General features: G+C 55.9%; 15 protein-coding genes, 1 tRNA gene and 1 pseudogene. 11 read left to right on the top strand and 6 right to left on the bottom strand.

Going from position 1 to position 21,578, the window contains the following annotated elements; all coding sequences use genetic code 11:
• The first annotated feature begins 8 nt into the window (after window positions 1-8).
• Both ACOTY5_RS11755 and ACOTY5_RS11760 read left to right on the top strand, forming a co-directional pair.
• Entirely contained in the window at window positions 9-722 is a 714-nt protein-coding gene (locus ACOTY5_RS11755; RefSeq protein ID WP_003862452.1) for a DUF554 domain-containing protein, read from the top strand.
• Window positions 723-817: 95 nt separating this feature from the next.
• Window positions 818-893: transfer RNA gene (locus ACOTY5_RS11760), tRNA-Phe, on the top strand.
• 76 nt (window positions 894-969) lie between these two features.
• Here the strand turns inward: ACOTY5_RS11760 and ACOTY5_RS11765 are convergent.
• Both ACOTY5_RS11765 and ACOTY5_RS11770 read right to left on the bottom strand, forming a co-directional pair.
• Window positions 970-2,754 (bottom strand): ATP-binding protein, encoded by a 1,785-nt coding sequence (locus ACOTY5_RS11765; RefSeq protein ID WP_421631920.1) that lies wholly within the window; start codon window positions 2,752-2,754, stop codon window positions 970-972.
• Entirely contained in the window at window positions 2,751-3,383 is a 633-nt protein-coding gene (locus ACOTY5_RS11770; protein ID WP_017692678.1) for a response regulator transcription factor, read from the bottom strand. Before ACOTY5_RS11770 ends, ACOTY5_RS11765 begins: the two co-directional genes overlap by 4 nt.
• A gap of 175 nt (window positions 3,384-3,558) precedes the next feature.
• Here ACOTY5_RS11770 and ACOTY5_RS11775 point away from each other — a divergent pair, with 175 nt between their 5' ends.
• Complete coding sequence (locus ACOTY5_RS11775) at window positions 3,559-3,873, top strand: lipoprotein (protein WP_017382737.1); 315 nt, start codon at window positions 3,559-3,561, stop codon at window positions 3,871-3,873.
• 116 nt (window positions 3,874-3,989) lie between these two features.
• Complete coding sequence (locus ACOTY5_RS11780) at window positions 3,990-7,037, top strand: autotransporter outer membrane beta-barrel domain-containing protein (protein ID WP_045141920.1); 3,048 nt, start codon at window positions 3,990-3,992, stop codon at window positions 7,035-7,037.
• A gap of 61 nt (window positions 7,038-7,098) precedes the next feature.
• On the opposite strand, the gene ACOTY5_RS11785 is transcribed toward ACOTY5_RS11780, so the two are convergent.
• Complete coding sequence (locus ACOTY5_RS11785) at window positions 7,099-7,626, bottom strand: helix-turn-helix transcriptional regulator (protein ID WP_045141997.1); 528 nt, start codon at window positions 7,624-7,626, stop codon at window positions 7,099-7,101.
• Window positions 7,627-8,294: 668 nt separating this feature from the next.
• Between ACOTY5_RS11785 and pgaA the strand changes: the two genes are divergently transcribed.
• The 4 genes from pgaA to pgaD are packed head-to-tail and all read left to right on the top strand — an operon-like array spanning window position 8,295 to window position 14,434.
• Window positions 8,295-10,733, top strand: coding sequence for a poly-beta-1,6 N-acetyl-D-glucosamine export porin PgaA (pgaA, locus tag ACOTY5_RS11790; protein WP_045141919.1), 2,439 nt, complete (start codon window positions 8,295-8,297; stop codon window positions 10,731-10,733).
• Between the two features lie 8 nt (window positions 10,734-10,741).
• On the top strand, window positions 10,742-12,679 hold the full coding sequence (gene pgaB / locus ACOTY5_RS11795) for a poly-beta-1,6-N-acetyl-D-glucosamine N-deacetylase PgaB (protein ID WP_045141918.1): 1,938 nt from the start codon (window positions 10,742-10,744) through the stop codon (window positions 12,677-12,679).
• Entirely contained in the window at window positions 12,672-14,003 is a 1,332-nt protein-coding gene (gene pgaC / locus ACOTY5_RS11800) for a poly-beta-1,6-N-acetyl-D-glucosamine synthase (RefSeq protein ID WP_023314840.1), read from the top strand. The genes pgaB and pgaC overlap by 8 nt, the downstream gene beginning before the upstream one ends.
• Window positions 14,000-14,434: a poly-beta-1,6-N-acetyl-D-glucosamine biosynthesis protein PgaD gene (gene pgaD / locus ACOTY5_RS11805; RefSeq protein WP_015571861.1), complete on the top strand. Its 435-nt coding sequence runs from the start codon at window positions 14,000-14,002 to the stop codon at window positions 14,432-14,434. The genes pgaC and pgaD overlap by 4 nt, the downstream gene beginning before the upstream one ends.
• Before the next feature lie 52 nt (window positions 14,435-14,486).
• On the opposite strand, the gene gss is transcribed toward pgaD, so the two are convergent.
• Entirely contained in the window at window positions 14,487-16,349 is a 1,863-nt protein-coding gene (gene gss, locus ACOTY5_RS11810) for a bifunctional glutathionylspermidine amidase/synthase (protein ID WP_015571862.1), read from the bottom strand.
• A 183-nt stretch (window positions 16,350-16,532) separates the two neighbouring features.
• On the opposite strand from gss, the gene yghU reads away from it, so the two are divergent.
• Window positions 16,533-17,399, top strand: a complete 867-nt coding sequence (gene yghU / locus ACOTY5_RS11815; protein WP_003862465.1) for a glutathione-dependent disulfide-bond oxidoreductase — start codon at window positions 16,533-16,535, stop codon at window positions 17,397-17,399.
• Between the two features lie 76 nt (window positions 17,400-17,475).
• Window positions 17,476-18,237: an L-fucose operon activator gene (gene fucR, locus ACOTY5_RS11820; protein ID WP_045141917.1), complete on the top strand. Its 762-nt coding sequence runs from the start codon at window positions 17,476-17,478 to the stop codon at window positions 18,235-18,237.
• On the opposite strand, the pseudogene ACOTY5_RS11825 reads toward fucR, so the two are convergent.
• Window positions 18,227-19,774 (bottom strand): annotated as a pseudogene (locus ACOTY5_RS11825) (methyl-accepting chemotaxis protein). The gene fucR and the pseudogene ACOTY5_RS11825 overlap by 11 nt on opposite strands.
• A gap of 151 nt (window positions 19,775-19,925) precedes the next feature.
• On the opposite strand from ACOTY5_RS11825, the gene ACOTY5_RS11830 reads away from it, so the two are divergent.
• Window positions 19,926-20,966 (top strand): aldo/keto reductase, encoded by a 1,041-nt coding sequence (locus tag ACOTY5_RS11830; RefSeq protein ID WP_017382745.1) that lies wholly within the window; start codon window positions 19,926-19,928, stop codon window positions 20,964-20,966.
• A gap of 109 nt (window positions 20,967-21,075) precedes the next feature.
• On the opposite strand, the gene ACOTY5_RS11835 is transcribed toward ACOTY5_RS11830, so the two are convergent.
• Complete coding sequence (locus tag ACOTY5_RS11835) at window positions 21,076-21,564, bottom strand: TIGR00645 family protein (protein ID WP_006811956.1); 489 nt, start codon at window positions 21,562-21,564, stop codon at window positions 21,076-21,078.
• Window positions 21,565-21,578 lie beyond the last annotated feature (14 nt).

Here is a 21,578-nt window from a genome sequence, read left to right on the forward strand (position 1 = left end):
AGTTAAACGTGGTAATTGGACCCTTTATCAATGCGGGAGCCGTATTGCTGGGCGGTGTACTTGGGGCAGTATTAAGTCAGCGCCTGCCGGAGCGTATTCGCGTCTCCATGCCTTCTATTTTTGGCCTGGCGTCGTTAGGGATTGGTATCCTTTTAGTGGTGAAATGCGCCAACCTGCCGGTGATGGTACTGGCGACGCTGCTCGGCGCGCTCATCGGCGAGTTTTGCTATCTGGAAAAAGGTATTAATCACGCAGTAGGCAAAGCCAAAAATCTGATTGCCCGACCAGGCAAGGCAAAGCACGGCACACACGAGTCGTTTATTCAGAACTACGTTGCGATCATTATTCTGTTCTGCGCCAGCGGCACGGGGATATTCGGTTCGATGCAGGAAGGGATGACCGGCGATCCCAGCATATTGATTGCGAAAGCGTTTCTGGATTTCTTTACTGCCACCATTTTTGCCACCACCCTCGGCATCGCCGTCGCCGCGATTTGTGTGCCGATGTTGCTTATTCAGCTGGCGCTGGCCACCTGCGCCACGCTGATCCTGCCGCTGACAACGCCAGCGATGATGGCAGACTTTACCGCCGTCGGCGGCCTGTTGCTGCTGGCGACAGGGCTGCGCATCTGTGGCATTAAGATGTTTGCAGTGGTGAACATGCTCCCTGCCCTGCTGCTCGCGATGCCGCTTTCCGCGCTCTGGACGCACTTTTTCGCTTAAGTTTGCGACGAAATGGTGAGAGAGTGTGCAGTCTGCACCGAAAGCAACAAATTTCGTTGACGCAGGAGGGAGGATCGGGTTTAATGCGCCCCGTTGCCCGGATAGCTCAGTCGGTAGAGCAGGGGATTGAAAATCCCCGTGTCCTTGGTTCGATTCCGAGTCCGGGCACCAAATTTATATTAACGGACCTCCACGGAGGTCCGTTTTTGCATTCTGAACCCGCCAGAATCGACACTTCTGCATTCCCTTAACGACACCCTGACCACTGCGTCAGCAGCGCATGCAGTTTAGCCGGCTCCAGAGGCTTGCGCAGCACCAGGTACCCCTCCTGCTCCGCCTCCAGCAGAACCGGAGAATTAAATTCGCCGCTGACTATCGCGCCGCTCATATCCGGCAGACGGTCAAAAAGCGCTTTCAGGATGTCGAAGCCGCTTTCGCCCGATCGCAGGCGCTGGTCGCACAGCACGGCGAACGGCGTAAAGCCGTCGTCGATTATGGCAAACGCTTCTTCAGCCGAGGCCGCACAGCGTACATCGATTCCCCAGACGCTCATCAGGCTCTCCCAGGCAGACGTCACCAGCGGGTCGTCATCAACGACCAGGCAGGAACCGTGCAGCGGCGCATAGCGTACCGGCGTGGCGTTGTTGTCAGCGGCGGGCGGGGTGTCCAGCACGCTATCTTCGCCAGCATATTGGATAAAGCGCATCCAGAAGCGTGAGCCTTTACCTTCAATGGATTGCATTCCGTATTTCACCTTCATCAGCTTGGCACAACGGGCAACGACGGCCAGTCCCAGCCCGTGCCCGGCGCTGTCGATCTTCCATGCCAGCTCGGGGCGGTAGTAAGGTGAGAAGATTTTGCCCTTCTCTTCATCGGCGATACCGACTCCCGTGTCCCACACCTCCACCATACACTCGTCACCGCGCGGCCGGATGGCGACCAGCACCCCGCCCTGGAGCGTGTAGCGAAGGGCGTTTTGAATCAGGTTAATCAGGGACTGTCGCACCAGCAGCGGATCGCCCATCACGTCGATACGGCGTTTAGGCCGCCGGATGCACAGCCTAAGCGCGCGGCTGTTGGCCTCTTCACGAAACAGCGTGATGACCGAGTCGAGCAGAGCACCGATATCCACTTTGGTCGGGGCAGAGAGGACATTCCCGGATTCTATTTTGCTCAGATCGAGCAGAGAATTGAGCATTAAATGCACCGAGCGAACGCTCTGCTGAAGGTCAAGGAGTTGCGGCGTCAGGCTGTCGTCCCGGTTTCGGTGGAGGATGGCTTCGATCAGAAAGCCCATTGCGTGTACGGGCTGGCGCAGATCGTGGCTGGCGGTGGTCAGAAACTGATTTTTATCCAGCAGTGCCTGCTCCGCGTCCTCTTTGGCCTGACGAAACTGTTCCGCAAGGCGTGAGCTTTTTTCCTCAAGCAGCGCTTGCTGAATAAAGAACGCATGGGAAGTTAACGCATGGCGGTAAATCGCGAAGCCGTAAAGCAGATTCAGCATGAGCACGATGAACATCAACTCATCCAGCCGCCAGATAATACCGAGGTTCAGCACCCCCCAGGAGGCGAAGAAAAAACGCGTAAAGGTACTGATGACAGGCGTCAGATGCGTCGCATTGGCGGCGACGATGGCGGCGATGCTGATATTAAGTAACAGGAAAAAGTCAAAATTCTGCGTCTGTGGCGTAATTAAATAGAGTGATGAAATTCCCAGCCCGTGAATAAAGGCGATATTATTAATACGCGGAAGCCAGCGTCGCAGAACGTCCCTTTCACCGTTTTCTTTCGTTTCACGCTGATAGCGTCGGTGCAATAGTCGTATCGCCACGGCACATAGCAGATAAATAATTATCCAGATAATCGTTGGGCCGAGTTCGTCCCCAAGCATATAAATCCAGATGGCGAAAGGAATACCAACAAAGGGCACCGCGCTAAAGCTAAATACCAGCCGCAGAAAGGTGTTGTTTAGCAAACGGATCTGCGCCGGAGCAGAGATACCATCATTTTGTAAGCTCTGAAAAAACCTCATTCCGACGGTTCCTGCTTGCCATGCAGAAGCGTGATGGCTTCGACCCGGCTGTTAACGCCTATCTTTTTCAATATATTGCTGATGTGTTCTTTGACCGTGGGCTCAGAAATTGAAAGCTGGGCGGCGATGCGTTTATTTGGCAGGCCGCGCATAATCATATTTAACACGTCTATTTGTCGCGGCGTTAAGTTAAATTTACTTAACTTCTCATTATTCGTCTTAACGGAAATTTCGTTTCCCTCAGGAAACCATGTCTGATTATCAGTGAGTGCGAAAACGGCCCGCGAGAACATCTCAGGTGGCTCGCTTTTCAATACAAAACCGTGTCCCCCGGCGGCATTAACTTTGCGCCAGATATCATTATTGTCATCCCCGCTGACCACCAGGAGTCGTACCTGTGGGTAAAGTTGCTTTACTTCTTTGAGTAATTTCAGGGCCGTTCCGGAAGAGAGCCAAAAATCGATTACGAGCAAACGTGGCGGGCCATGATCCCTAATTTGGCGGTAGCAATCATCCTCATTCGTCACCACACACGCCTGCTTAAACTGGCAATGTGTAATCAGAAAATTGGCGATGCCGCTTGCTACCAATGGATGGTCATCAACGACTAACGCATAATTCTGTCCCAAAGGAGCCTCCTTTTACCTTCGCATATCTTAGAGTACAGATGAATTATTATCTACCCACCCTACTTTAGGAGGGTTTTTTCGATTAGGAAAGAGAAATATATTATTCGCTGATTTGGGTAAAAGAAAACATAAATACAATCAGTGAAATTAACTGGTTGGATATCAAGGATAATTTATGAAAAAACCACTAATCGTTTTAACCGTTACGTTGATGCTAGCCGGTTGTTCCACGTTGAAAACCGATCAGGCTATTCCACTCCTACAGGCGGAGACCGCTAAAATGCTGGGACTGGGCTCATCGGATGAAATAACCGTATCCAACGTTAATGGCGCCCAACCGGACGCACTGGGAGGACAAAAACTCTCTTATCGCGCCACGACAGAAAAAGGGCGTATTTTCGATTGTTCATCGATGATGATGCCGGGAATTTTAGGATCTGCACCGACGCTGAGCGCGCCAACCTGTACACCAGTTGTCACACATAAATAATTAGCACCGCATTAAAAGGCGTACTGAAATAACGCCTTTTACGTTATCTGACGTATCTGAGTTTTCATATAAAAACGATGTTCCTGACATCATGCTAATGAGTACGGAGATAGCCCGTGAATAACTCTACATCACATTCTTTAGCGGTTAAGACACCGCTTTCCAGACTTTACCTCGCTCTATTTTCCGCGCCGCTGTTACTTTTTTTACCTGCCGATGTCGCGCGTGCAGCCGATGCCTTTTTTGATGGCGAGTCGCGTATTACCGAAACGCTGGGTTACACCGGAGATGTTTATGTTGGACGTAACCAACGCGGAAACCTGCTGATCGATAATGGCAAAATCACCGCCTATAACATCAATATCGGTCGGCTGTTCGACGGCAAAATTTATGAAAGCGTGGTCACGGTCCGTGGGCCAGACGCTGAGCTTAACGCGGTGAACGATCGGTACGTCCTGCGCGGCGACCTGAATCTTGGCCTCGGCACCCTGCGAGTCGAAGAGGGCGCGCTGGCGAGCGCAAAGGAGATCGTTGTCGGCACCACCCGCGGCTACGACAGCCACCTAATCGCCACGGGTGCCGGCTCTCGTGTGACCAGTAATTTTCTCAGTGTAGGCACCGATCTGGGCGCACGCTCCACGCTTGCGATTGAAGACGGCGCGTCGCTCAGCACCGCTTACGATGCGCGCATCGGCAACGGTACCGGGCCGGGTGAAACCGACACGCTGAGCCCAAAAGCCATCGTCACGGGGAGCGGGTCACAGTGGAACGTTGGCCGTACGTTGACGCTTTATGGCGACCTGGACGTGCTGAACGGCGGGGTGGTTAACGTTGGCGGCGTGCAGGTGGCGGGCGTCTCCGGCGCAGGGAAAACTGCCGAACTGGTTATTGCGGGCAAGGACTCGCGCTTTACCAGCGGCAGCAGCGTGAGCGTGGGCGATTACGGCAATGGCGTGCTGTCTGTGATTGACGGCGGTTCATTTTCCGCTGGCAGCAATGCGCTGATCGTGGGGACATCGGGTTCCGGCTCGAACCGGGGTGCGCTCATCATCGGCAGCCGCGGCAATATGGACACCGGCACGGGTTTAACTGAGCCAACGCTTGGCACGGCGGGCGGCGCAGGTACCCTCGATGCGAAGACGGCAATCAGCCTGCGTGGCGGACTGTTCGGCAGCTATGTCTACTTCAACCATACCGAAGGAAATTACCTCTTCAGCAACACGATGAGCGGTGAAGGTGATGTGATCAACACCTCCGGGCAGACGACGCTGAACGGCGATCTTTCCGCACTCAAGGCGAACGTAACCGCGCGGGGCGGTAAAGTCATTATTGCCAGCAATATTAATACCCAGCCAGAAGACGATATCTTTGACGTCCAGACCCTTAGCGCGGAGAACGGCGGTACGCTGATCCTCAACGCGACGGCGGGTTCAGACGTCAGCAACGGGGTGGGTTACAGCAGCGCCGCGTCAATCAAGTCCGGCGGCACGCTGGGCGGCAACGGGACGCTGGGCCAGACCGAGATCCTGTCCGGCGGACATATCTCGCCCGGCGACGGCAATATCGGTACGTTGACGCTGAAACGCTATCTGAACTTTATCGGCGAATCCTTCTATGACGTGGATATCGCAGGAGATGGCCGTAGCGACCAGCTACTGGTATCGGGCAAAACTACCATCAGCAATCAGGCTAAGGTACAGGTCACCGCGCTGGATCCGCAAACCAGCTATAAAACGGGCCAAAGCTACCGCATTTTGACCTCCGACGGGGGAATCGACGGTGAGTTCGCCGGAGCGATCTCCAAATCCGCCTTCCTCGACGTGGCGCTTAAGCAAAGCACCAACGCCGTCGATCTGACCATCGCGCAGAAAGAGACCGGTGGCGAGAATCCTGGAGGAGAAAACCCCGGAGGCGAAAACCCTGGCGGTGAGAATCCTGGCGGTGAAAACCCCGGAGGCGAAAATCCTGGCGGTGAGAATCCTGGTGGTGAAAACCCGGGCGGTGAGAATCCTGGCGGTGAAAACCCGGGCAGCGGCAAGCCGGGCATTTTCCAGACCGTGGCCCAAAGCAGCAACCAGTGGAATACCGCTGGCGCGCTCTCCACGCTGACGCAAAGCGGCCCGTCGCTGGCGCTGTATAACTCGCTGCTTCTGCTAAGCGCACCGGAAGCGCGCGAGGCGTTCAACCAGCTTTCTGGTGAAGTTTATCCGTCAATGCAGTCCAACCTGATCGCTGGCAGCACGCAGGTGTTTAACGTGTTAAACCAGCGGATGCAGCGCGCGTTTGATAACGACAGCCTGCCGATACCACCGTTAGCCATGTCGCTGGTGCAGCAGCCGGAGCCGCAAAACAATGGCGTCTGGGGCCAGACCTTCAGCTCCTGGAGCCGAAACAGCGGCGACGGTAACGTGGGCAAGCTGGACGGCAACACCACCGGCTTCCTGCTGGGGGCAGATCGCAAACTGGCGGACCATAACGTGCGTGTCGGCGGCTACTTCGGCTACAGCCGGGGTGATTATGACGTCGACAGCCGTCGCTCTTCAACGGATACCGACAACTATCACCTTGGTCTGTATGCGGCGGGTCAACAGGATGCGTTCTCCCTTCGCGGCGCGCTGGGTTACACCTGGCACAAGATCGAAGGCGAGCGCAATGTTGATTTCAGCGGCTTCTCGGATCGGCTGAAGTCAGATTACGACGCGAACTCCCTGCTGGCGTTCACCGAAGCGGGCTACCGTTTCGGCCAGCCAGACAGGAATATTGAGCCGTTCGTCAATTTATCGTACATCCGGCTGCATACCGACAGCTTCAGGGAAGACGGCGGTGCCGCTGCGCTGAGCGTCCGTAACGAAACGATGAACACCTTCTATACGACACTCGGGTTGCGCGGTGTGACCGAGTTGCCGAAGCACGTTAACCTCTACGGTTCGTTGGGCTGGCAGCACGCCTATGGCGATAAGAATACCTCTTCGCGCATGGCGTTTGCGGGCAGCGACGCGTTCATTACTCAGGGACAGGCCGTGGATGAGGATGTGATGGTCGGTGATATCGGCGTGAGCGTACAGCTGTCGCGTGCTGCGACGCTGGATGTGGGTTACCAGGGACAATATGGTGCGGATACCCGCGTCAACTCTGTTAACGCCAATCTGCGCTGGTCGTTCTGAATTATTTCCATTAAAAGAACCCGCCCTCGTGGCGGGTTTCTGCTTTTGGCTTCTGACAAAGCTAGGGATCGTTCCCAACCACGTCCAGCAGTTTGTTTTTAAAGATAAACAAACACGCCTCGTTGAAGTTCCCTGCCCCTAACCGCTCCGACAGCACCGTTCGCTTGCGATAGATGCTTTTAACCGACATATTCAGCTTATCTGCAATCTCTTCCATTGACCTCCCTGCCTTCAGCAACCGGATCATTATCGCTTCGTGTCGACTCAGCCGTAAGTTAAGCAGCCATTTGGTTGTCAGACGCCTGCCTTTCATATCAAGCACCAGATTGAATAACGACGCCATATCCGGAGCCGTAAGCGACGTGTTCATAAACAGCTTCATACTGAGAAGATCCTCCTCTCGAGGACGCATATCCAGCATAACGCAGCAGATCGTTTTTCTCGTTCTGGCCGGATGGCGTATCAGGTAATCATATAAACGGAGCGGCGTACGGCTATCAATCAGTACAGTATATTCATTTGCGTCGGTATCAAATATGTTTCTGTCTATCGAACTGAGGCAAATTATATCCGGGAAAAATAGCCGCATCCCCCTGACAAGGAAACAATCCTGAGTCACTAACACTATTGAAGTCGCCACTAACCATCCCTTTTAGATTAAAGCAAGCCCGCCTCTTAAGAAACAAGAACGCTTTCGTTTATAGCGTTTTACATTAACGGCAAATGTTTTCTGGCTTTGATCATCCCTCAATATGACATTGGTGAGCTAGACTTTTTGCAGACTATCACTCAATGCCTGGCGTTAATTATAAATAAAAAAGAATTTCAGAAAAGTCACTTCTCTGAACATTAAGAATTTTTGTCATGAAACTTCCCAAACATGCACCAGAAAGTACTTTAATTAACTCAGCAGAACTTCATTTCTAATATAAAAAAACAGGAAGCAGCAAAAGAAAAAACATTTAACATCAATCAGTTAAAAAGAACAATCCTGCACTGAATTATCTAAAAAACTTACTTCTTCCAGAATTATCTCAAAACCTCCCAGCCGCTTTTCAACTTATTTATCCCCCAACATATCGGGTGTACATTAAGCCCAATCAGACCACTGAGATGAGGGCTCACAATTACCTTTAAGTAAGTACCCCATAACGTAGCATCATTCAGATTTAATGTTCTCCTTTATGCCCTTTAACACAGAGTTAAAAGGCGGCCGTGTTATGCAATGGATTCACGATAAACAAATGGCAAATAGATATGGAAAGATCGCTTAGCTTCACTACGTTATTCTTTTATCGCACCACAATATTATTGCTCCTGCTTTTACTCTTTCCTGTTCTGGTTCAGGCTGATGAATCCGTTTATGAGCATCAGATACAACAGGCACGTAACGGTAATTACGCTCTGTTTCTTGATTACCTACAGCGCTATGAGCAACAGCATGCTTTAACACCCGGACAGGTTGCGGACTGGTTACAGGTAGCCTCTTGGGCAGGACGCGATGATGAGGTTATCCGGGTCTGGCAGCGTTATGGTATTTATATGCCGCTGCCCGCTCGCGCCATCGCTGCTGTCGCCCAGTCCAGAAGAAACCAAAAAGCCTGGCCATCCGCCTTATCGCTGTGGAAAGAGGCGCTCAGCCTTGCGCCAGATAACGACGATTACCGCATCGGCTATGTTAAGACCCTGGCCGATGCCCGCAGAGATCGCCTCGCGCTTTCGGAAGCCCGGCGGCTGGTTAAGGACAATCCTTCTCCCGCGCACCTTGAGACGCTCTCCTATGTCTGGATGCGCCAGGGAAAAAACGGGGACCGGCTGCTGGCGGACATGCGTGCACTGAACGCCGCTCCCGGGAATAATGCCCTTCTTCGCGAGACGATCGATGCGTTAACGGAAAATCGGGTAAGCACGCCTGCACTCTGGCTGTCGCAAAGCGCGGCGATGTCTCCCGCGGAGCGCCGCCGCCTTGAGCGTAACGCCGCGGCTGAAAGGGTACGCCTGGCGGATGTGCCTGGCAGAACGGAGAAAGAGCGCCTGCGGCTGGCACAAAACGCGTTAGATCGCTATCACGCCCTGCTTTCCCGCTGGCAAAACGAACCGCAGGCGGCTGAAGACGTCGTCCTTGCACGTATCGATCGGCTTGGCGCCCTGTATGCGCAGGGTAATTACCGGCAGGTCATTAGCGAATATGAGGCGCTGACGGCCGCACAGCATCCGGTACCGGACTGGGCCATCGGCTGGGTGATCTCGGCATATTTGCAGGAGAAAAACACCGTCGCCGCCTTCTCGCTTGTGCAACGCTATCCACACTACGCCTCCGATCCGCAGGATGAGGAGCATGCGCTTTTCTACGCCTGGCTGGATACGGGGCAGTATCAGACCGCCCGCCACTACGTTGAGCGCGAGACCCGCAGCGTTCCCTGGACCCGCTACGATTTCGGATCCCCGACCGCTCAGCCGAACGATCGGTGGCTCACCGGACAGTCTCTCAAACTTAACTATTTGCTGGCGACCAACGCCCTGCCGGAGGCCGAAAAGCTGTCGTATCGTCTGGCATCAACGGCGCCGGGAAATCAGGGGTTACAGATTGATTATGCCGCCCTGCTTCAGGCCAGAGGCCTGCCGCGCGCGGCCGAGCAAAAGCTTAAACGAGCAGAGGCGCTTGAACCCGCGAATCTGGAGCTTGAAAAACAGCAGGCTTACGTCGCAATGGACCTTCAGGAGTGGCGCCAGATGGATTTACTGGCTGCTGACGTAATTGCTCGCGCCCCCGCCGATCGCAGCGCCCGTCGCCTGGACAGACTCAGTGCGGTCCACCATATGTCTGAGCTGCGTCTGAACGCGGGTAAAGGATTGCACTCAGATAACCCCGTCAGCGGTAGCCACGACATGAGCTGGGACGCCACGCTCTATGGCCCGCCCGTGGCGGATAACTGGCGGCTGTTTGCTGGCGCCCGCTATGCCCAGGGGAATTTCGACGAAGGTAAAGGCATCAGCCGCCACCTGCTGGGCGGCGTTGAGTGGCGCCCCCGTGACCTCACGCTCGAAGCCGAGCTCTCCAGCAACCGCTATCACGGTACAAACAGGCCGGGCGCACGGCTCTCAACAACCTACAGCCTGAGTGATAACTGGCAGGTCAGCGGTAACCTCGAACGCTTGTCACGCGCCACACCCTTACGGGCATTACGCAATGGGATCAGCGCCAACCGGGGTGAAGGTGGGGTGCGCTGGTATCAAAACGAGCGACGTGAATACCAGTTCAACGCCGCCGTCAGCCGCTTCTCAGACCACAATCGCCGTCAGGAATACACCCTCTCCGGGAAAGAGCGTCTCTGGCAGACCCCGACCCTGACGCTGGATCTCGAACCGGGGATCGCCGCCAGTAAAAACAGCCTGCGGAATACGCTCTATTACAACCCGGCACGGGATCTGTCCGTGACGGCTGCCCTGTCCGTTGACCATGAGATGTACCGCCACTACGACACCCTCTGGAGCCAGCAGTTCGTGGCAGGAGGGGGCAGCTACTGGCAGAAAAATCAGTCCGCGGGTGCCGTTACCCTGCTGGGTTACGGGCAACGCATCCAGTGGAACAACGTTGTCGATACTGGCGTGATGCTGAACTGGGATAAGCGCCCTTACGACGGCAAACGCGAGAGCAATCTCTCCGTCACGTTAGATGCGACTTTACGCTTTTAAGGATGAATATGCTGAACACACGTTTTTCTGTAAGCCTGATCGTCATCGGCTGGCTCTGCCTCAGCGCGAGCCTCTGCGCGCAGCCGCTCTCCTTTATGGCCCCTGAAGAGAGGCCGCAGCTGGAGGCCAGCAAACCCTGGCCGGAGAATCAGTTTCTGGTCCTGGCCTACCACGACGTTGAAGATGATGCCGCCGATCAGCGCTACCTCTCCGTTCGCACCAGCGCGTTAAACGAGCAGATAAGCTGGCTTTTGCACAACGGCTATCACGCCATCAGCGTGCAGGACATTCTGGATGCGCATGAAGGGAAAAAAGCGCTGCCGCCGAAAGCCGTTTTGCTCAGCTTTGACGACGGCTACAGCAGCTTTTACACCCGGGTCTGGCCCCTGCTTCAGGCCTGGAACGTTCCTGCGCTGTGGGCGCCGGTGGGCAGCTGGGTGGATACGCCGGAAAATCAAAAAGTTAACTTCGGCGGTCTGATGACGCCCCGCGATCGCTTTGCCACCTGGGATATGGTACGCGAGCTCAGCCAGTCCCCGCTGGTTGAGATTGGCTCGCATACCTGGGCCTCGCATTACGGCATTCCGGCCAACCCGCAGGGAAGCCGTGAACCCGCCATCGCCAGCCGTTTTTATGATAACGCGACGGGGCATTACGAAACCGATGAACACTTCAACCAGCGGATCGCCGCAGACGTACGCAAAGTCACCGATAAAATCACCCAGGTGACGGGAAAAGCGCCGCGTGCCTGGGTGTGGCCCTATGGGGCTGCCAACGGTACGTCGCTCGCTATCGCCCAAAAACAGGGCTATCAGTTGGCCTTTACCCTGGAGGACGGGCTGGGAAACGTGCGCGACCTCGGCAACATCCCGCGCCTGCTGATCGCCGGAAATCCGTCGATAAAAACCTTTGCCAACACGGTTAGCCGCGTTCAGGAGTTTGACCCGGTGCGCGTCATGCATGTCGATCTCGATTACGTCTACGATCCCGATCCGGCCCAGCAGACGAAAAACATCAACAAACTCGTCCAGCGGGTCTACGACATGAAAATCAGCCATGTGTTTCTCCAGGCGTTTTCGGATCCGCGGGGCGACGGCAGGATCGATGCGCTCTATTTCCCCAACCGTCGGCTCCCGGTCCGGGCCGATCTCTTTAATTTTGTCGCCTGGCAGCTACAAACCCGCGCGGGAGTGAAAGTCTTCGCGTGGATGCCGGTTCTCTCTTTCGATCTCAGTCCAGCCTTGCCGCGCGTGCAGCGCCGGGATCGTCAAACGGGAGCGTTGACCGTGGCCGCCGAGCCCTATATCAGGCTCTCCCCCTGGAGTCCGCAGGTTCGCCAGCAGGTAACGGAGATCTATGAAGATCTGGCCCGCTATGCCAGCTTCAATGGGATCTTATTTCATGACGACGCGGTGCTGACGGACGTTGACGATGCCGGACAGGACACGACCCGGCAGAAGAGTCAGCGGCTTATCGGCTTTACCCGCACCCTGAGCCAGGCGGTGAAAAAAATCCGTGGCCCGCAGATCAAAACCGCGCGGAACATGTTCGTGTTACCCATTCTCGAGCCGGAAAGCGAGGCATGGTTTGCGCAAAATCTCGATGATTTTCTGGCGGCCTACGACTGGACGGTGCCGATGGCAATGCCGCTGATGGAGTCCGTCCCGGCAGAAGAGAGCAATGCCTGGCTGACGCGTTTAGTCAAAGCCGTCGCCGCACGCCCCGGCGCGCTGAATAAAACGATTTTTGAGCTACAGGCCAGGGACTGGGCGCAGAAACCGCAGCGTGCCGTAGCCGATGAACGTCTGGTGGAGTGGATGCGGGTGCTCCAACTGAACGGCATCAAAAATTACGGTTATTACCCCGACGACTTCCTCAACAACCAACCTGATATTTCGCGTATCAGGCCTGAATTTTCTTCGTACTGGTATCCTGACAATGACTGATCGCATTATCGCCTTCTCTATTTTGTGTCTGGTATTCGGGTTGCCGTTAGGCGTAGCCGCGCTGTTTACCGGCGAACTGATTCTGGACTTTGTCTTTTTCTGGCCGCTGTTTATGTCCGTGCTCTGGGTAACCGGCGGCCTCTATTTCTGGTTTCAGCTTGAACGGCACTGGTCGTGGGATAACGCAACACCCGCCCCCGCCTTAGCCGGTGAGCCGTTAATCTCGATTCTTATTCCCTGCTTCAATGAGGAACGCAACGCACGGGAGACCATTAGCGCCGCGCTGGATCAGCGGTACTGGAATGTGGAAGTTATCGCCATCAACGACGGTTCTTCTGATAACACGGCGGAGGTACTGCAACAGCTGGCGCGAGAGCAACCGCGCCTGCGGGTGATTAATCTCGCGGAGAACCAGGGGAAAGCCGTGGCGCTCAAGGCCGGCGCTGCGGCGGCCCGGGGCGATTTGCTGGTCTGCATTGACGGCGACGCCCTGCTCGACCGCGACACCGCGGCGTATCTGGTGGCACCGCTGATTCAGTATCCCCACGTTGGGGCCGTCACCGGGAATCCGCGTATTCGCACGCGCTCAACGCTGATTGGCCGCATTCAGGTGGGCGAGTTTTCTTCCATTATTGGCCTTATCAAGCGAACGCAGCGGATCTATGGCCGGGTCTTTACCGTCTCCGGCGTCATCGCCGCCTTTCGCCGACAGGCGCTGGCGGATGTCGGGTACTGGAGCCCGGACATGATCACAGAGGATATCGACATAAGCTGGAAGCTTCAGCTTCGCCACTGGGATATCTTTTTCGAGCCGCGGGCGCTGTGCTGGATCCTGATGCCGGAGACGCTAAAGGGGCTGTGGAAACAGCGTCTGCGCTGGGCGCAGGGGGGTGCAGAGGTGTTTCTGGTTAACCTGCGCAAGATGGCCCGCTGGGAGCATCATCGCATGTGGCCCCTGTTTCTTGAGTACGCGCTATCAACGCTGTGGGCGTTTGCCTATGGGGCGACCGTGGTGTTGTTCATTCTCAGCCATATTATCCCTCTTCCCGCGAACCTGGCCGTTGCGAGCCTGTTTCCCCCGGCGTTTACCGGGCTGCTGCTGGGCGTGATGTGCCTGCTGCAATTCCTCGTCAGTTTGTATATCGAGCGGCGCTACGAGCGGAAAGTGGCAGGCTCGCTGTTCTGGGTAATCTGGTTCCCGATGGTGTACTGGATGATTGGCCTGTTTACCACCCTCGTGGCATTTCCGAAAGTCATGCTTAAACGTAAACGCGCCCGCGCGCGCTGGATCAGTCCGGACCGGGGTAAAGGGAGCATCCAATGAACGAGAATACGTTAATTTTGACTGAACATCGGCTGGCGCCGCGTCTTTTCGATGCCGCATTAACGCTGATAGCCTGGGGAGGATTCCTGTTTTTTCTGTACGCCAGGCTGTGGATGCAGTTAACCGAGGAGGGCGATCACCGCTGGAGCGTGATTATCGCCTCCTTTAATACGGTGCTGGTCTATCTGCTGATTGCCGCGTTCAACGGCTGGCTGCTGATCCTGTGGTATCAGTACAATCGCCGCCGCGCGCATGTGAGGCGGCGTCATCCGGAAATGTTGCGCCATGACGAGCTTGCCCAAAGTTTTAACGTCACGCCGCAAATTATGTCCGAGATGAGCCAGTACAACCTGCTGACGGTTTACCATGACCAGATTGGCCGGATCATTGATTTGAAGATCAGCGAGCAGCAGGAAGAGGAAGAGCAGTAATGAAACGCCCCCGCAACATGCCCTGCGGGGGCGTTTTTATAACAGGGAGACGCTATTTATCTTTCACCACAATCAGCGGTTCAATATCGCTCTCTTTCTTCACCACCAGCGAGTCATCCCCGCGCAGACAGGTTCCGCCATAGTTCCCGCCCACGGTAAAAGTGCAGACCTGAATGTATCTGCCGTCAACTTTCGGCAGGCACCATAGCTGCTGGTAGATGTTTTTACGGTCGACAAACTTGCCGCTGGACTGGTCCAGCAGTTCGTCCTGGGCGCCGATCAGATCGATATTGCTCCCGCAGCGTCCGGCGATCGGTTTAACGGCATAACCGGTCCGTTTGAGCAGATCGTTGACCTCAAAATCGGTATCCAGCAGGTAACGGTGGTTCGGGAACAGCTGCCACAGCACCGGCAGGATCGCCTTGTTACCTGGGATCACCGTCCACAGCGGTTCAAAGACCAGCACTTCCGGGCGCAGCAGGACGTCAATCAGGCGCACTTCACCTTGCGGGTGACCGGTGCGGATAGGCACGGCGGCGTACTCGGTTTCGCTCACCTCGCGGATCTGCTCAATCGCCGTTTCCCACGCCCAGGTTTTCCATACGCAGTTGACGTGACGGCCTTCATCATCAATCAGTTGCCCGGCGGCATCCCAGCTCAGCGCCCCCAGTCCGTGCAGGATTTTGGTTTCAAACCCGGCCTGGATCAGCGAGCGCTGAATAAAGAGCGCGTGGTAATCCTCTTCGATATCGTTGTCCTGCATGATATGGACGAACGGCCGAGCGTGGCTGTGCTTCCATGCGCCGGTCAGCTCCTCCAGCAAGCCTTCCGCCGGATTGTGGCCGGTGCCGCGATAGCCGTTTTTCACCCACTCTTCAAGAATGAGCCCGCCCTCGGTATGGCAGGAGGCGGAATCCGCGTTGTACTCGTAAACCTTGATGCCGCGTTCATCCATGCAGAAATCCATACGACCGGTGATCATATGGTGACGACGCCACTGCCAGGAGAGGCGCAGACGCGGCCAGAGAATTTTCGGGATGTCGAAAAGCGCGAGTAAGCTGTCGTCTTTCAGCACCTTGTCGGTGGCATGAAGGTACATCAGGTGCAGTTCGTTGGTGGCTTTGATCAGCTCCTGCTCGGCGCTTTCGGTAATGGTGAAGTACTGGCAGGGATCGTTGTTGATAACGTGGCCGTTGGCGCGAACGTACGCCTGTTGCAGGGCGTCGTTTTCATTGAGCCATTTTCCGTCGAACTGACGGTTGTTCTTCAATCGCGCGCCGCTGATTTTCAGCAGTTCACCGTCGATCTCCGGCTGAGGAATACTGTGTTCCGTCTCCTCCGTCTGGATCATCCAGCCGAGGATCTCGGTATCGTTGAACGTGTCATGAAGCGTATAGCAACCGTCCTCCACGCTCAGACGCAGCTCGCGCGTCCACTGCTGCCCCATCGGCAGCGGGGAGTGAATAACGTTCTGCTCGGCAATGCGCACTCTGTCATCCAGCAGCTGGGTAATAACGGCGACGTGGCCGGTCTCATGAAACTCACCGCCCTTTTGCCAGATGAGCAGCGCACCGGCCTGCGGCGCGCGTTTTGAGCCATTGGCAAAGGCCTGTAGCGGCAGAATATTGTCGTTTACCACCTGGCGCAAAAAACGCAGGGAGAAGATCTCCCACGCCATCCCGACGTCGGTAAAGACAAACCCGTGATTGAGAAACAGGAAACGGCGCGCAAATTCAACGCACTGCCATTTATGACCCATGTATTCGTTGCCGATATAGCTGCGGAATTCCGCGTCTTCCGGGTAGTGACGCGGATCGAGACTGCCGTAGTTTGAAGAGTAAATCGCCACGCCACCCGGCGCATAACCTAATAACGTCCCGAAGGGTGCGTCACTGCTTAACGTTCCTTTACGCATGTGTCCAACCTAAAACAGGCAGGCGGCAATTTTTTTGTGGGGTTGTCGTCGTCTGCACGTTGTAATTAACTGACAGAGGTGGCGTTATCATACACCCGCCCTGCCCATTACGCTCGCATCGTTAAACGGTTCCTGCATCTCCTGCTACACTGCCTCAACACAACACCAAAAAGGCAGGCCAACATGTCAGATAACACCTATCAGCCACCGAAAGTGTGGGAATGGAAACAGAATAATGGCGGCGCGTTCGCCAATATCAACCGTCCCGTCTCGGGCGCGACGCACGAGAAAGAGCTACCTGTGGGCGCGCACCCGCTCCAGCTGTACTCTCTCGGTACGCCGAATGGACAGAAAGTTACCATCATGCTGGAAGAGCTGCTGGCGCTGGGCGTGACGGGCGCGGAATACGACGCATGGTTGATCCGCATTGGTGAGGGCGATCAGTTCTCCAGCGGTTTTGTCGACGTGAACCCGAACTCGAAGATCCCGGCCCTGCGTGACCACTCCACCACCCCGCCGACGCGCGTCTTTGAATCCGGCAATATCCTGCTCTACCTGGCCGAGAAATTTGGTCACTTCCTGCCAAAAGATCCGGCAGGACGAACGGAAACCCTGAACTGGCTGTTCTGGTTACAGGGCGCGGCCCCGTTCCTCGGCGGCGGTTTTGGCCACTTCTATAACTACGCACCAGTGAAGATTGAGTACGCTATCGATCGCTTCACCATGGAAGCTAAACGCCTGTTCGACGTGCTGGACAAACAGCTGGCGCGCGGTCGTTACGTAGCGGGTGAGGAATATACCATTGCGGATATGGCAGTCTGGCCATGGTTTGGCTGCGTGGCGCTGGGCAGCGTGTATAACGCCGCCGAGTTCCTGGATGCCGGGAAGTACACCAACGTGCAGCGCTGGGCAAAAGATGTGGCGAATCGTCCGGCTGTTAAACGCGGGCGCATTGTTAACCGTACCAACGGCGAGCTGAACGAGCAGTTGCATGAGCGTCATTCAGCAAGCGACTTCGATACCCAGACGGAAGATAAACGTCAGGGTTGATCCATGACCGGGCGGTTCGCCGCCCTTCTTCCGCGATGAGAAAAATGCGTCAGCACGCGTGCGCAAGGAGCCTCGTATGTCAGACCAGACGCTAAAAGCGACCCGACAGCAGAGTCTTATCACCTTGCTGAGTAAAAGCGACTGGCTGACTACCGATGTGCTGGCTGAAAAGCTCTCCGTCAGCAAAGAGACCATCCGCCGGGATCTGAAGTCGTTGCAGCAGCAGGGGAAGCTTCTGCGCCAGCACGGGCGCGCGCGTCTGATTCATCCGGACAGCCGCGACAGCGGTGAACCCTTTGGCGCACGCCTGAAAAGCCATTATGCCGACAAAGCCGATATTGCCCGCCACGCGCTGGGCTGGATCAGCGAAGGGATGACCATCGCCCTCGACGCCAGCTCAACCTGCTTTCATCTGGCGCGCCAGTTGCCGGACATCGACCTCACCGTATTTACCAACAGTCTGCCTATCTGCCACGAGATGGCAAAGCGCGAGCGGATCACGCTTATCTGCTCCGGCGGAACGCTTGAGCGTAAGTATCGCTGCTATGTTAACCCGGCGCTGGTGACGCAGCTAAAAGGGCTGGAGATCGATCTGTTCATCTTCTCGTGTGAAGGGGTCGATGAGCATGGCATCCTTTGGGATCCGTCCGAGCACAACGCGGGCTTTAAGGCGCTGCTGTTAAACCGCGCCAGCCAGTCGCTGCTGCTGATCGACAAAAGTAAATTTATGCGGGCAAGTGAAGTGAAAATTGGTCAGCTGTCACAGGTGACACAGATTATTCAGAGCGATAAACGTCAGGCCGCCAGAGACGGCCTGACACGAGAGGTTACGCGGTGAGACGGAATTTCTGCACTGAGCGCTGGAGTTCTTCGGTCTGCCGTTCAAGTGCGGCGGCGGCGGCGGAAACCTGCTCCACCAGCGAGGCGTTCTGCTGGGTCACGCCGTCCATCTGCGTGATGGCAACGCCGACCTGAGAAATACCTTTGCTCTGCTCCTCTGACGCGGTGGCGATCTGCTTCATAATGACGGTCACTTCCGTCACGTCGCGCAGGATCGCTTCCATCGTGGTGCCGGTATCGTTCACCAGCTGCGCCCCCTGCTCCACGCGGGCAACGGAATCTGCAATCAGCCCTTCGATCTCTTTTGCCGCATTCGCGCTGCGGCTGGCCAGATTACGCACCTCACCCGCCACGACCGCAAAGCCCCGCCCCTGCTCCCCGGCCCGGGCCGCTTCCACCGCGGCGTTCAGCGCCAGAATATTGGTCTGGAAGGCGATGCTGTTGATGACGGTAGTGATTTCAGCGATTTTTTTCGAGCTGTCCGAAATGCCGCTCATGGTTGTGACCACATCTTCCACCAGCGAGCCGCCGCGGCTGGCCGTACTGGAGGCGACATCCGCAAGCTGGCTGGCCTGCCGCGCGCTTTCGGCGTTCAGCTTCACCGTTGCGGTTAGCTGCTCCATGCTGGCCGCGGTCTATTCCAGCGCGGCGGCCTGCTCTTCGGTACGCGAAGAGAGATCGTTATTCCCGCTGGAGATCTCCGTTGCCCCGCGCCAGATATTCTCGCTGCCGGAACGAATCGTGCTGACCGCTTCCCGCAGGCTGTCCTGCATGGCGCTCAGCAGCGGCACCAGTTGCCCCACGCAGTTGCGGCCAAAGGATTCAATCGGCTGGCTGAGATCGCCCTGCGCAATCTGGCGGAACTGCTGACGGATACGATCCAGCGGTTTTACCAGTATCGCCACCAGGTAGCGGTCGGTGAACAGCAGGATCAACAGACCCACGATCGTGGCGGTGATAATCACCGTCCGGGTCATGCTGGTGAGGCCGTCGACCACCACGCGCGTGCTGTCGAGCGCCTTCGCCGCGGTGTTGTTAAAGTTCTCAGCCGCTGACCCGAATGCACGGCTTAGCGGCGGCGTGACGTTGTTGGCATGCTGACGATAGCCTTCGAGCGTCGCCTGCTTCGCCTGCGCCATCTGCGGCGTCACGCCACGATCGAGCAGCGCCTGCCAGGTGGAAATCACCTGCGCAGACACCTTTTCATCCATCGGGCCCGGAGAGATAGCTTTCATCTCTGCCAGCTTTTTACTCATGTTATCCAGCGCCTGCTGAGCAGAAGCCAGGTCCGGCGTGCCGCCCGCCGCTTTAACTTCCATCGCCCGGCTCAGGCGGGTGACGAAACGGAAATACTGATCGTTGCCCTGGCTCAGCACCGTCATTTGCCGGACCAGCTGGCGGTCAACATCATTACCATCAGAAACACGAGACAGAGACCAGGTGCTGTAAAGCCCCACGCCTGCCCACATGACACAAAAGATCCCCAGTATCGTCAGCATGACGAAACGGATGGTGAAATTACGAAGCATCTTCATTGAGTATTCCTTGCCGTGAGGGTGAATTCGCCCAGAGGCGAGTACTACCCTCTTTATCGGCAGATACCGCAGAAAATATACTTTTTTGTTATCGAGTCGGCATAGAATGAAAACGTTGTTTCGAAAATTCACCGACAAGAAAGGAGACATCATGTCCTGGCACCCTTACACCGGCCGATACGAAAACATGCAGTACCGATACTGCGGCAAAAGCGGCCTGCGCTTACCGGCACTGTCGCTGGGCCTGTGGCACAGCTTCGGTCACGTTCAGCCGCTCGATTCCCAGCGCGCGCTGCTGCGTAAGGCCTTCGATCTCGGTATTACCCACTTTGACCTTGCCAACAACTACGGCCCCCCACCAGGCAGCGCTGAAGAGAATTTTGGCCGTCTGCTGCGGGAGGATTTTGCCGGGTATCGCGACGAGCTGATCATCTCCACCAAAGCGGGCTACGACATGTGGCCAGGGCCGTATGGTTCGGGCGGTTCACGTAAATACCTGCTCGCCAGCCTCGACCAGAGCCTGAAACGCATGGGTGTGGAGTATGTGGATATTTTCTATTCTCACCGCGTAGACGAAAACACGCCAATGGAAGAGACCGCCGCCGCGCTGGCACACGCGGTGCAGAGCGGAAAAGCGCTGTACGTCGGCATTTCGTCCTACTCCACGGAACGCACGGCGGTAATGGCCGAATTGCTGCGCGAGTGGAAGATCCCGCTTTTGATCCACCAGCCGTCTTACAACCTGCTTAACCGCTGGGTCGACAAGACCGGCCTGCTGGACGCGCTGGAGAAAAACGGAACGGGCTGTATCGCCTTTACCCCGCTGGCACAGGGCCTGCTCACCGGAAAATACCTGAACGGTATTCCGGACGGTTCACGTATGCAACGCGAAGGGAAAAAAGTGCGCGGCCTGACGGAGAAAATGCTGACGGAAGCCAACCTGAGCAGCCTTCGTTTGCTGAACGAGATGGCGCACGCGCGCGGGCAGACGATGGCGCAGATGGCGCTAAGCTGGCTGTTGAAAGATGAGCGTGTAACGTCGGTGCTGATTGGCGCGAGCCGCCCGGAGCAGCTGGAAGAGAACGTTCAGGCGCTGAATAACCTGCGCTTTAGCGAAGATGAACTGACGCGGATTGACCAGCACGTTGCGGATGGTGAGCTGAATTTGTGGCAGGCGTCGTCGGATAAATAGTGCAGTCCGATGCTTTCGCCCCTCACCCTAACCCTCTCCCCAGAGGGGAGAGGGAACATGAACACCCTCTCCCCTCTGGGGAGAGGGCAGGGTGAGGGGCATGGTGGATTTATTTCTTACTGATCTTATCCAGATACCCCATCACAAACGCCGACAGCACAAACGTCAGGTGGATAATCACATACCACATCAGCTTATTATCCGGGACGTTTTTCGCGTCCATAAAGACGCGTAACAGGTGTATAGACGAAATCGCCACAATCGACGCCGCGACTTTATTCTTCAGCGATGAGGCATCCATTTTCCCCAGCCAGTTGAGCTTTTCTTTGTGCTCGGCGATATCAAGCTGAGAGACGAAATTCTCATAACCGGAGAACATCACCATCACCAGTAACCCCCCCACCAGCGTCATATCCACCAGCGACAGCAGAACCAGAATCAAATCGGCTTCTGCCACGGAGAAAATGTTTGGCAGGACGTGAAATATCTCCTGGAAGAACTTGATCGTCAGGGCGACCAACGCCAGGGAGAGACCAAAATAGACGGGTGCGAGCAGCCAGCGAGAGGCATACATTGCGTTTTCAAAGAAGCGTTCCATAAAATCCTGTCTGC

This window comes from Enterobacter cloacae complex sp. SHL018 (genome assembly GCF_049237905.1).
Taxonomy (GTDB): domain Bacteria; phylum Pseudomonadota; class Gammaproteobacteria; order Enterobacterales; family Enterobacteriaceae; genus Enterobacter; species Enterobacter hormaechei_C.

What these genes read in the sequence shown, in the direction of transcription:
- ACOTY5_RS11785 (WP_045141997.1), bottom strand. Translation starts at nt 7,626, where the DNA reads ATGCGGCTATTTTTCCCGGATATAATTTGCCTCAGTTCGATAGACAGA.
- pgaB (WP_045141918.1), top strand. Translation starts at nt 10,742, where the DNA reads ATGCTGAACACACGTTTTTCTGTAAGCCTGATCGTCATCGGCTGGCTC.
- fucR (WP_045141917.1), top strand. Translation starts at nt 17,476, where the DNA reads ATGTCAGACCAGACGCTAAAAGCGACCCGACAGCAGAGTCTTATCACC.
- pgaA (WP_045141919.1), top strand. Translation starts at nt 8,295, where the DNA reads ATGGAAAGATCGCTTAGCTTCACTACGTTATTCTTTTATCGCACCACA.
- ACOTY5_RS11775 (WP_017382737.1), top strand. Translation starts at nt 3,559, where the DNA reads ATGAAAAAACCACTAATCGTTTTAACCGTTACGTTGATGCTAGCCGGT.
- ACOTY5_RS11765 (WP_421631920.1), bottom strand. Translation starts at nt 2,754, where the DNA reads ATGAGGTTTTTTCAGAGCTTACAAAATGATGGTATCTCTGCTCCGGCG.
- pgaD (WP_015571861.1), top strand. Translation starts at nt 14,000, where the DNA reads ATGAACGAGAATACGTTAATTTTGACTGAACATCGGCTGGCGCCGCGT.
- ACOTY5_RS11835 (WP_006811956.1), bottom strand. Translation starts at nt 21,564, where the DNA reads ATGGAACGCTTCTTTGAAAACGCAATGTATGCCTCTCGCTGGCTGCTC.
- ACOTY5_RS11830 (WP_017382745.1), top strand. Translation starts at nt 19,926, where the DNA reads ATGTCCTGGCACCCTTACACCGGCCGATACGAAAACATGCAGTACCGA.
- pgaC (WP_023314840.1), top strand. Translation starts at nt 12,672, where the DNA reads ATGACTGATCGCATTATCGCCTTCTCTATTTTGTGTCTGGTATTCGGG.
- yghU (WP_003862465.1), top strand. Translation starts at nt 16,533, where the DNA reads ATGTCAGATAACACCTATCAGCCACCGAAAGTGTGGGAATGGAAACAG.
- gss (WP_015571862.1), bottom strand. Translation starts at nt 16,349, where the DNA reads ATGCGTAAAGGAACGTTAAGCAGTGACGCACCCTTCGGGACGTTATTA.